This is a genomic window from Pseudonocardia lutea, assembly GCF_042658055.1.
In the GTDB taxonomy this organism is placed as follows: Bacteria; Actinomycetota; Actinomycetes; order Mycobacteriales; family Pseudonocardiaceae; genus Pseudonocardia; species Pseudonocardia lutea.
Genome location: NZ_JBHSQK010000094.1, coordinates 1 through 10,674, shown reverse-complemented (window position 1 = coordinate 10,674; position 10,674 = coordinate 1). Strand labels below are relative to the sequence as shown.

The following is a 10,674-nucleotide window of genomic DNA, read 5'->3' as shown; positions in this document are numbered from 1 at the left end:
GCGCCCACCAACACGCCGCCGGAGCCCGACGCCGACCGCAGGAGCAAACCGAGCCACCCGGCGACGAGCCCGCCGATCACGGGCTCGGCCGCTCCCGCGGCGGCTGGACCACGAAGATCCACCTGGCCTGCGAGCAGGGCCGCGGACCACTCGCCGCGCTCGTCACTGCGGGTCATCGAGGTGACTCACCACAGTTCATCCCGGTCCTCGACGCACTGCGGGTGCCCCGGCTCGGGCCGGGACGCCCCCGNCTTCGACGAGCAGATCTACCGGCAGCGTCATGCCGTCGAATGCAGCATCAACCTGCTCAAACAGCACCGCGCGCTCGCCACCCGCTACGACAAACTCGCCCTACGCTACGAGGCCACCCTGCACATCGCCACGATCAACATCTGGCTACGGGCACTCGCCGCCGCGCTTTCTTAAACACGTCCTAGCAGCACACCGGCCCCGCAGGCTCGACCCGAACCAGTTCGCCACTGGAGGAGGACGACGGCCGCGAGGATGACCGCCCCGATCAAACTTCGATGAAGGCTTCGACGGGGCAATTCAGGCGCCGGCACCTTCGCGTGTTGCCGATCTGGGTGGACGCGCTCTGCGCACGCGTGGAGGAGCTGCGGGACCATACCGACCTGCCCGCCCTCGGTCCTGCCTCGCTCGTGGATGACGGGGGCGCCCCTGGGGACTGCGGGCGCAAGTAGCTGAACGCGAAAGGGATGTCGTGAACGCCGAAGAGTCGATCCTGGTCCTTGGCGCCACGGGCGGGCAGGGCGGTGCGGTCGCCGCCGCCCTGGGCCGCCGCGGCGTGCCGATCCGCGCCCTCGTCCGGCGGGCGGAGTCCGCGGGAGCGCAGCGCCTGGTCACACAGGGGGCCGAGCTGACCATTGGAAGGCTCGACGACGTCGACGCGCTGACCGCCGCCATGTCCGGCATCCGAGCGGCCTTCGCCATGACCACGCCGTTCGAGAGCGGGACGGACGCGGAGATCGCACAGGGCCGCACCATCCTGGCCGCCGCGGCGCGGGCCCGAGTGCCGCACCTGGTCTTCAGCTCCGTCGCCAGCGCGGACGCCGACAGCGGGGTGCCGCACTTCGAGAGCAAGGCCGTCATCGAGCGGGACCTGCGCGACGGCGACGTCCCGTTCACGATCCTCGGCCCGACCTACTTCTTCGAGAACGCCCTGAGTGGGCTGGACGAGCTGCGCGCGGGCGTCCTCGACCTCCCGCTCCCCGGGGACCGTCCCCTCCAGCAGCTCGCCCGGCGCGACCTGGGCGAGTTCGCCGCACGCGTGCTGACCGCACCCGCCGAGTACGTCGGACGGCGCATCGAGTTGGCGAGCGACGCCCCGACCCCCGAGCAGATGGCCGCCGCGTTCGCAGCGGCACTCGGCCGGCCCGTCGAGCACCGAGCGAGCGACCCCAGCCGCATCCACAACGCGGACATGCGGGCGATGTGGACCTTCCTCAACGGACCGGGGTACTCCGTGGACCTCTCCGCCCTGCACGCCGAGGCCCCTGACCTCGCCTGGACGACCTACCAGGACTGGGCCCGGCAGGTTCTCAACGCCTGACACGACCTCGTCGAGGGTCACCACGGCGTTGTGCGGGTCGTGGCGTAGCCGGTCCAAGACCATGCCGATGTGCTCGGTCGGCCTCAGATCGCCGCGGGCGAACGCCACCTGCACAGCGGCGAGCCCGCTGGTCGACTCGTGGCCGCCCGCGCCGGACCCTCGTTGCACATGGTCCGCTGTCATGTCCGCGCTGTCAGCGCGTTGCGCGCTGTGGCCGGCACGATCGACCCCCGACGGTCGAGGTCTGCAGTGGAACGATCATCAGGCTCACATCATCGAGCGCGCCCCCGACTTCTGCTCCGAGATACTTTCCGGAAACGGGGTCAGGTGTGCGAGACAGTGCTGAAGAGCCCGTACCGACCGCGGCCGCACACCAGACTCGCGCGCGCACCGCCGGGCCGACGGGGAGCGCGAGGGCGTCAGTGAGGCCAGCTCCGCCCGCGCCGGTCGACCAGCCGGACCCCCTCGGGCAGTCCGCCCGCCAGGCAGTCCCGGGCGGTCGAGGGAACTCCCGCGACGACCACCTCCACACGGTCGGCGTGGTCGTGCAGCAGCCGGACCAGCAGGAGTACCTGCACACACGCCGCTGCGCCCAGTACCGGCAGCTCGGCCAGGTCGACGATCACCGCGCCGGCCACGTCGTCCGCCGGTGCGCCCCGGGAGGCGAGTGCTCGGCGAACCCGCCCGACCAGCGTCGGAACGCTACGAGGCATCGACTCCAGGTGAGCCGCTGTGAGGGTGACGCGGACCGGCTCCACCGCCCGGCGCGCAGGCTCTTCGGTGAGGAGCGTGCTCCGGGGTCCGCCATCCGCCTGCGGGGTCACCCCATCCTCCCGAGCCTGATGGATTCGGTGAAGGGCGTGCGCTGCAGCGGCGGTCGGCCGTCGGGCTCGCCCCGCTCACCGGAGCCGGACACGTACCGGTCGGTCGCGAGCACCTCGGCGGCCAGCCTCTCTGCGGCGCGCTGCACGCAGGCCGGCGCGGCGGCCCGGTCATGGACGAGGACAGCCGCGAGGTTCTCCACCAGCCGCCCGCTCGCCGACAGGATTCCCGTCGTGACCTGGCCGGGCTGCATCGACCGTATTCGGGCCGCTGCCGCTGCGAGCGACACCGGATCTGCACAGAACGGACGCACGTGACCGGACCTCCTTCGGCCGTGTGTGCCCGGCCGAGTACTCGACATGATCGTGAGACCCATGGCGGGTCGACCGCCCCATGCAGGGGCGCTCCGACCGACCGTGCCTGTCCGGGCCGGGTCGACGCAGGGGCGGACCGCGACCAAATCGCATTGCACGTGCTTGCCGGTCTCCGGCAAGTGGGCAGTGCGCGGCACCCAGCTGAGGGCGTCGCAAAGGAGAACGACATCAATAATCTACTCGAGCGCATGATCCGGTGGCCCGCTTGATCCACCTGCCCCCTCTTGGCAAGAACTGCCGAGGTTCGGCAAATTCGTCAGTGCGTAGTTGGCGGCCCGCAACCCCTGCCCCTGGGCGGGATCCGCGGCATCGTGGAGGTCGTCCAGGAAGTCCCTGGACGGGCATGCGGGGTCTCGTCACTCCCCTGCTGACCCCTGCGTGCCCCCATCCGTACCGAGCGAGCGGGCCGAGCCGCCGGGCTGGGCCACGTCGGCGAGCCGTCGGGTCGGGATCGCGCCCGAGTTCCTGTGCGGGTGCGGGAGATCGACTGAAAGGACGACGTCACGATGACGGCTGCTCAGAAGCGGGTGATCGTCGGTGTGAACGGGACGCTGACCAACCTGCAGGCGCTGCGAGTCGCGGTCGACGCCGCCCGCGAGCGCGACGCCGTCCTCTACGCCGTCCATGTCTGGGAGACCGGGAACAACCTGGAGTCCGTACGCACCACCGCACACAAGCCCGGCGTCGTCAACTGCCTGCAGACCGTGGCGAAGGCCTTCGACGAAGCCATGGGCGGGCCACCCGAGGACCTGGATGTGCGCACCGTGGTCGTGGAAGGCCAACCCGGATATCGACTCCCACGACTGGCCCACCGCGACACCGACCTCCTCGTCCTCGGGGCCGGACGCCCCGACCGCTGGACCCTGTCGCCCACCGCGCGGCAATGTCTGCGCCAGGCCCACTGCCCGGTCCTGGTCGTCCCCGCACCGGAGATGGCCCACGACATACCGGCCCTGGCCCGCGGCGCACGCCAACTCCAGCAGGCCGTCGCCGACTGGGCCCTCTCGGACAAGACGGCCTGACAGCGCTCCGGACCAACCGACGCTGGGCCGACCACGTGGTCCCCGTCGACGACGCGACCTGGGTGGCCGCCGACGGGATCCGCTACCTCCACCCGAGATCACGCTGCTGTACAAGGCCCGCCTCGACCGGGACAAGGATCGCCGCGACCTCCACCTGACCTGGCCGCTGTCGGGCCAGACCGCCCGTCAGTGGCTGCGGGACGCTCTGTCCGCGGTACACCCGGGGCACGCGTGGCTGACCGGCCTGGCCGACTGACCCTCGGCACCCGACAGGCCCGGTTCTAACGCGGACGTGCTCAGGGCGGCGCGAGCCGACCCCGAGCTGCACGTGGGTCTACCAGCGCTACCGGAAGCTGCTGGACACACCGGCAGCCTCCTGGCGCAGACCGGAGATCGCCGACACCGTGCGTGGTCCGCCGGCGACCCGAGTGACGAGGCTGATCTGTCGGGCAGGGAACAGCTCCTCGCGCGATCGAGCACCGCCACAGCATGACGCGGGACTCGAACGGGCCCACCCGTTTCCGCTCGAGCAGAAGCGGCAGTCCGGCCGGAAACGGTCGCCCCATGATCCTGCCGGAGGGAGACGAACGGCTCTACGAGGCCGTGGGCCCCGGAGGGCCGTCGGAAGCCGTGACGACGGAGGGGGTTGGTTCCTAGTCTCTCCGCCGTGAGCGGGGAGTGGCTGGGCCCGACCGCGGGCCGTGGCCGGACGCTGTGTCCCGTGTTGATCGGCCGGGACCGCGAGCTCCGGATCATGACGCGCGCCCTCGATGAGGTGCCTGCCGGCAACGGCATATCGCTCGTCCTGCGGGGGGAAGCGGGAATCGGCAAGTCCCGGCTCGTGCGGGAGGCGATCGGAGCGGCCCGCGCACGGTCGCTGACCTTGCTCGTCGGGCGGTGTGTGCAGGAGGGGCAGGGGATATATCGGCCCTTCGTCGAGGCGCTGATGGCGGTGGCGCGTTCGGGCGTGCAACCGGACTCGGTGGAGCTGCGCCCGTTCCGCCATGCCCTTGGCGCCCTCGTGCCCGACTGGCGAGAGGAGGAAGGCGGAGAGGACTCGCCGGTCGCCGTCGCCGAAGGGGTGCTCCGGCTTGGCCGCTCACTGGCCGGCACCGCGGGAACGCTCATGGTGGTCGAGGACCTGCACTGGGCGGACCCGGGCACACTGGCAGTGCTGGAGTATCTGGCCGACAACGTCGCGGACCAGCCGCTGGTGCTCGTCGTGACCCTGCGGCCCGCGGAGGCCTCCGCGGCTGACGACCTGGTGGCACGCTTGGCGGACCGCGGCGCAGCCGCCGTGGTCGAGCTCGATCGTCTGAGCGGGGACGAGGTCGCGTCGATGGTGACGACGTGCACAACAGGTCCCACCCGAGACCTGGTCGACGTGGTGACGTCGCGGTCCGAGGGCGTGCCGTTGCTGGTCGAGGAGCTGTTGTCGATCCCGGCAGCCGGCATCTCGGACGCTGTCCCCGCGACCTTCGGCGACACCGTGGCCCGGCGCCTGGAGACCCTGTCTGCTGAATCGGCCCTGGTCGTCCAGTGTGCTGCCGTGCTCGGACGACGGTTCGACTGGCGACTGCTCCCACCGGTGACCGGGCTCCCGGAGGTCACCGTCAGGCGTGGCCTCGCCGACGGAGTAGATCTGCAGCTACTCGTTGTCGACCGTGACGGCGACATCCACTTCCGTCACGCCCTGACCCGGGATGCGGTCCTGATGGCGCTGCTGCCACCAAGCCGGATCGCTCTGACGCGTCGCGCCGCGCAGGCCGTCGACGCTGCATGCTCGGACTCCCCCGGCACCGACGACGATGGGCGGGTTCAGCTGTCGGCAGACTTGTGGCGCGCCTGCGGCGAGCCGGACATCGCCGCCCGCCGGCTACTCGAGGCCGGACGGCGCGCCATCGGCCAGGGAGCGTTGAGCACGGCCGAACGGCTTCTCGGTCAGCTGCACACCCTGCCCGTGGTGGACGAGTCGATCCGGCTCGAGGTTGCCGAGGCGTTGACGGAGACCTTCGCGTTGATGGCGAGGGTCGAGGATGCGTTCAGAACCGGCGACGAGGCGTTGACGCTCCTGGATGACCTGAACGCTCCGGCGGAGCGGCGGGGCAGGCTGCATCTCCTGCTGGCGCGGGCTGCCGACACGGCGACCCGCTGGGACGTGGCCCGCAACCACCTGACCTTGGCGGCCGGGTTCGCCGCCGAGTCCGGAGACCTGAGGTTGCGCACAGCGGTCGACGCCTTGGCCGCGCACGTCGCCATCGGCGAGTTGCGCTATGACGACGCCGAGCGCCTGGCCACGGGTGCCGCTGCGCGGGCCGCGGACCTGCATCTGCCGGATGTCGCGTGCGAGGCGCTGGAAGTCCTGGGCCGGCTGGAGCGAATGCGGGACCTGGGGAAGGCGGAGGAGATCTTCGAGCGGGCGCACGCGATTGCGCGTGACAACGACCTGGCGCTGCGGTCGGTCCGCGCACTGCACGAGCTCGGGACGATCGAGATGTTCCGGCGCTCCTCGTCGACGCGGGCGCGGCGGGCGAGCGAGCTGGCCTACCGTGCCGGGGCGCTGTCGTTGGCCGCGAGCGTCGACCTGCAGCTGATCGGGCTGCATGCCTTCCTGTTCGAGATCGACGAGGCCGTCACGGTCGGCGCACGCGTGGTCCAGGTCGCTGCAGCGCTCGGTCTGACCGATGTGCACGTCACGGCCCTGCTGCAGCTGGGCTTCGCGTACGCCATCGCCGGCCGCGTCGACGCCATGGAGGACACGATCGAGGACGCGCTGCGGCTCGCAGGTGACCATCCCGAGGCTCAGGCCTATGCGTGGGGACACGCCCGAGCCACCGCCTCGCTGCTCGCCGAGGACCGGACTCGTGCCCTCGAGCAACTCTCCATCGCACAGCAGTGGGCGCGTGATGCTCCAGGCGTCGGCGGAGTGTTCGTTGCGCTCGACGTGCTGTTGCGTGTCCTCGCGGGGGCCGGATCAGAGGCGATCGACGAGGTTCGCGATCGCGGGGCGATGGCCATCCCGGTCAACATCGCGATCGTCGAGATGGCGTATGCCGTCCTCGACGCCCGCGCCGAAGATCGCGTCGGAGCGGGGGCCCGCGTCGCCGCCGCCACCGAGATGCTCAGATCTCAGCGGATGGACGCCTGGCTGCACCTCGGTCGCCGCTACGTCGCCGAAGCCGCACTCGGCGACCACTGGGGTGCCCCTCAGCAGTGGCTCGCCGAGGCCGCTGAGTTCTTCCAGCAGACCGGACACGCGCGCGTGGCCATCGCGTGCCGTGATCTGCTTCGCCGCGCCGGCCTCCCGGCCCCGCGAGGAGGGCCGACGGAGGTGCCCGAGCGCCTGCGTGCCCTCGGAGTCACCAGCCGGGAGGCGCAAGTCCTGCGCCTGCTCGGGGAGCGGCAGTCCAACCGCGAGATCGCCGCACGGCTCTACCTGTCACCGCGGACGGTGGAGAAGCACGTCGAACACCTGCTCCACAAGACCGGCGCGCCCGGCCGGGCCGAGCTCGGCCGGTTGGCCCGCGACCAGTACGGATCTGCGTCGCACACCGGTACGTAGCCCGTCGAGCCGGGATACGTGGCCTTCCCGGATCCCACGGCGGACCCGACCGCGCATCGTCGTCGTGTCAAGTCCGTGAGCGAGGGAGGACGACGATGACGGCAACCGTTCGGCCGGGGCTCGCCGACGAGGACCTGGCAAGGCTGCGTGCCCGCGTCACCGGTCCCGTCCTCGACCCCAGCACGCCGACCTATGACGAGGTGCGGCGGGTGTGGAACGGCGCGGTCGACAAGCACCCGGCCGTGATCGTCCGGTGTGCCGAGGCGCCGGACGTGGTCGAGGCGATCCGGTTCGCCCGGCGCACCGGCCTGCCCGTCGCGGTGCGCGGTGGGGGTCACAGCATCCCCGGTTTCTCCGCCATCGACGGCGGCCTGCTGATCGACCTCCAGCCGATGAAGACCATCGACGTCGACCCCGACCAGCGGCTGGTCACTGTGGGCGCGGGCGTGGTGTGGGCCGAGCTCGACCGCGCCACGCAGGAACACGGCCTCGCCGTCACCGGCGGCGAGGTCTCCGACACCGGCATCGCCGGGCTCACCCTCGGCGGCGGCTTCGGCTGGCTCAAGCGCACCTGTGGGCTGGCCTGCGACAACCTGCTCGCCGCCGAAGTCGTCACCGCAGACGGTCGGGTGGTCGGCGCCAGCGACACCGAGAACCCGGACCTGCTGTGGGCCCTTCGCGGCGGCGGGGGCAACTTCGGCATCGTCACCCGCTTCACCTACCGGCTCCACCCCGTCGGCCCGATCCTCTACGGCGGCGCCCTCGTCCACCCCGCACAGCGCACGGCCGACGCCCTGCGATTCCTTCGCGAGCACGCCTCGCGCGTACCCGACGAGACCAGCCTCATGGCGGCCCTCGTGGTGGCACCACCCGCGCCGGAGTTCCCGGCGGCCCTGCACGGGCACCCCGTCGTCGTCCTCGGCGCCGCCTACCACGGAGGGCTCGCCGAAGGCGAGCATGCGCTCGGCTTCCTGCGCGAATTCGCCCCGCCCGCCGTCGACCTGCTCGGGCCGATCCCCTACGTCGCCCTCCAGCAGATGGTGGACGCCTTCACCCCGCGCGGCCTGCACTACTACGTGAAATCCGAGTGGCTCGCCGACCTGCCCGACGGCGTCGTCGACGCCCTCGTCGACCATCACCTCGCCCGCACCTCGCCCCTGCACCAGATCCTGCTGCACCAGATGGGCGGAGCGGTCTCCCGGGTCGCCCCGGAAAAGACCGCGTTCACCTATCGCGACGCGGCCTTCGTCGTCACCGTCGCCGGCTGCTGGCAGCCGGGCGACGCCCGCGGACCGCACGTCGAGTGGGCGCGCTCGGCGTGGCGAGCCTGCCTTCCCGGCTCCGCGGGAGGGGCCTACATCAACCACCTCGACGCCGACGAGGGCGCGAACCGCATCCGCGCCGCCTACGGCGCGGCGACCTACGACCGTCTCATCGCCGTCAAGGCGGTGTGGGATCCCGACAACGTGTTCTGCGGCAACCACAACATCCCTCCCGGCCACAGCGGGACGCGACAACGCTGACGCGAGGCACGGCAGAAGCACGGCCAAGGGATTGGGTCGGTCCTCGCCTCGGGCTTCCGCCATGGAGAGGGTGGGGCCGTACACGTGACCGCTGATCCGGGCGAGCGGAGAACTGCCTCCAGACGCCACCGCGCCAGATGAGCGCCCGCGTCCGCCCCCGGCTCCGCGATGACGCCGCCGCGCAGAGCCCGCACCGGCTACCGCCGAACCAGCAGCGGCCAATGCACGACGTTGTACGCCGAATCTTGTTGACCTCTGCGCCGGTCGTCGCGGGATCAACCCTGTCGCCGCCTCCCGCGCCGGCCGATCAGTCGACCGGAGCCAACGGGCACAACTGCACCGGCGTGTTCGTGCGCAGCCGGGCCGGACCGAGCTTCGGGCAGTGCTGTGCGCAGCGGCTCGCAACAGCGGGATCACGACGACGCGCAAGCGCAGCGGGCACGTCTCGTGAGGCAACGCCTCCTGCTCGGGTTCAGGGGGCGAAGGGGGGTGGGCCGGTGATGGAGGCGCCCCTCGGGGCGAGCCAGGCGGCGAGCTCGTCGACCTTCTCGGGTGACACCGGGCCCTGGAGAGGCGGGGCTTCGTCGAACGCCGACCGGTCGAGGACGGTACCGGTCGCCGGGTAGAACTCCTCGAAGCCACCGGGGCTGACCACGATGTAGTGGTGCGCGCGATCCGAGGCGACACGGAAGGCGTGCTCCCGGTTCGCCGGCAGGTGCAGAACCTGTCCCGCCTCGACGAGGATCGACTTGCCCTCGCACCATCCCTCTAGCGCGCCTTCGAGCACGATGAACGTCTCGGATTCGGAGGTGTGCAGATGACGAGGAGTCATGAACCCCAGGCGCCCCCGCTGCTCGACGACCGCGAAGTTGCCGCCCGTGACCTCTCCGGGGAGCACCACCCGGGCGAGGATGCCGATGTGATCGATCGTCGACAGCGCCGACGGGTCGACATGAACGACTTCACCAGCAGTCAAGCTCGACATCGCGCCAGCATGCGGCTCTGCGGCGCCGAGAGCCATACGCAGAAGCCGACCCCTCCTACCGAGCCCAGGCAGTCGAGTGCGCGTCCTGAAGGAGTCTCAAGGCTCTGAGCATCAGCGAGCCGCGGCCCGGCTGGAAGGCCGAACGCGAGCGGTTCGTCGTCGTCGACGTCTGGTCGCGCTGGCGTCAGCAGCCGCTGACGCTGCCTCACGAGGCCATCGCCGAGCACGAGCGGCTCGAGGAGGTCAGCCGCACGCCGTGACTCGGGCTGGTCGTGACGACCGTCGCGCACTGCATGTACCCGGGTAGACCGGCCGGGTCGAGTGGATCGATGAGGTGAGGACGCTCTCGTCCTTGCCCGTGTCGCCGGGGTCCGCCGGCGGGGGGGCACGCAGTGCCTCGTCGGACGACGATCTGTGGGTGGCCGGTCTGCGGATCCTGCGCGTCGGGGGAAGCGTCGCTTGCAGTGTGGCGGTAGTTGGCGCTCCCGCCGTCGCGCACGGCACGGCACTTGTGGCGCTGTGAGGGGACCGTCGACGCATCCGCCTCACGTTCGGGTGGCGGGTGGCGCCCCGCGTCCGGCCGACCCTCGCGGGGCGCCCGGCACGGACCGCGACCACAGGAGCCCCTCGACGCCGTCGAGGAAGGTCTCGGACACGACCTCCGGATCGGACAGGCAGCCGCCTGCCATGGCGCCATCGCGCAGCATGACGAAGTGCCGTGCGGCAGGCCCGGCAAGGCCGTCCCCCACCTGTGCGAACAGTTCCGTCAGGGCACCGAGGAACCATTCACGGTGAGCGAGCACCCGGCGGTGCACG

Annotated in this window: 7 protein-coding genes and 1 pseudogene; 4 read left to right on the top strand and 4 right to left on the bottom strand. The window is 71.3% G+C overall.

Going from position 1 to position 10,674, the window contains the following annotated elements; translation table 11 throughout:
- Positions 1-721 precede the first annotated feature (721 nt).
- Positions 722-1,570: an NmrA/HSCARG family protein gene (locus tag ACFQH9_RS28055; protein WP_379570725.1), complete on the top strand. Its 849-nt coding sequence runs from the start codon at positions 722-724 to the stop codon at positions 1,568-1,570.
- A 419-nt stretch (positions 1,571-1,989) separates the two neighbouring features.
- Here ACFQH9_RS28055 and ACFQH9_RS28050 read toward each other — a convergent pair whose 3' ends face one another.
- Together ACFQH9_RS28050 and ACFQH9_RS28045 are read right to left on the bottom strand one after the other, a co-directional pair.
- Positions 1,990-2,283 carry a hypothetical protein gene (locus ACFQH9_RS28050; RefSeq protein WP_379570723.1) on the bottom strand — a complete coding sequence of 98 codons (294 nt, stop codon included), beginning with the start codon at positions 2,281-2,283 and terminating at the stop codon, positions 1,990-1,992.
- Positions 2,284-2,390: 107 nt separating this feature from the next.
- A complete protein-coding gene (locus tag ACFQH9_RS28045) occupies positions 2,391-2,645 on the bottom strand; it encodes a hypothetical protein (protein ID WP_379570721.1) in 255 nt (84 codons plus the stop codon).
- 627 nt (positions 2,646-3,272) lie between these two features.
- Here ACFQH9_RS28045 and ACFQH9_RS28040 point away from each other — a divergent pair.
- The 3 genes from ACFQH9_RS28040 to ACFQH9_RS28030 all read left to right on the top strand — a co-directional run bounded on the left by ACFQH9_RS28040 (position 3,273) and on the right by ACFQH9_RS28030 (position 8,873).
- Positions 3,273-3,788 carry a universal stress protein gene (locus ACFQH9_RS28040; RefSeq protein ID WP_379570719.1) on the top strand — a complete coding sequence of 172 codons (516 nt, stop codon included), beginning with the start codon at positions 3,273-3,275 and terminating at the stop codon, positions 3,786-3,788.
- A 721-nt stretch (positions 3,789-4,509) separates the two neighbouring features.
- Entirely contained in the window at positions 4,510-7,350 is a 2,841-nt protein-coding gene (locus ACFQH9_RS28035) for an ATP-binding protein (RefSeq protein ID WP_379570717.1), read from the top strand.
- Between the two features lie 95 nt (positions 7,351-7,445).
- Entirely contained in the window at positions 7,446-8,873 is a 1,428-nt protein-coding gene (locus ACFQH9_RS28030) for an FAD-binding oxidoreductase (protein ID WP_379570715.1), read from the top strand.
- Between the two features lie 472 nt (positions 8,874-9,345).
- On the opposite strand, the gene ACFQH9_RS28025 is transcribed toward ACFQH9_RS28030, so the two are convergent.
- Both ACFQH9_RS28025 and ACFQH9_RS28020 read right to left on the bottom strand, forming a co-directional pair.
- Positions 9,346-9,858: a cupin domain-containing protein gene (locus ACFQH9_RS28025; protein WP_379570713.1), complete on the bottom strand. Its 513-nt coding sequence runs from the start codon at positions 9,856-9,858 to the stop codon at positions 9,346-9,348.
- A 545-nt stretch (positions 9,859-10,403) separates the two neighbouring features.
- Positions 10,404-10,674 (bottom strand): annotated as a pseudogene (locus ACFQH9_RS28020) (hypothetical protein); the annotation flags it as partial.

What these genes read in the sequence shown, in the direction of transcription:
- ACFQH9_RS28050 (WP_379570723.1), bottom strand. Translation starts at nt 2,283, where the DNA reads ATGCCTCGTAGCGTTCCGACGCTGGTCGGGCGGGTTCGCCGAGCACTC.
- ACFQH9_RS28045 (WP_379570721.1), bottom strand. Translation starts at nt 2,645, where the DNA reads ATGCAGCCCGGCCAGGTCACGACGGGAATCCTGTCGGCGAGCGGGCGG.
- ACFQH9_RS28040 (WP_379570719.1), top strand. Translation starts at nt 3,273, where the DNA reads ATGACGGCTGCTCAGAAGCGGGTGATCGTCGGTGTGAACGGGACGCTG.
- ACFQH9_RS28025 (WP_379570713.1), bottom strand. Translation starts at nt 9,858, where the DNA reads ATGTCGAGCTTGACTGCTGGTGAAGTCGTTCATGTCGACCCGTCGGCG.
- ACFQH9_RS28030 (WP_379570715.1), top strand. Translation starts at nt 7,446, where the DNA reads ATGACGGCAACCGTTCGGCCGGGGCTCGCCGACGAGGACCTGGCAAGG.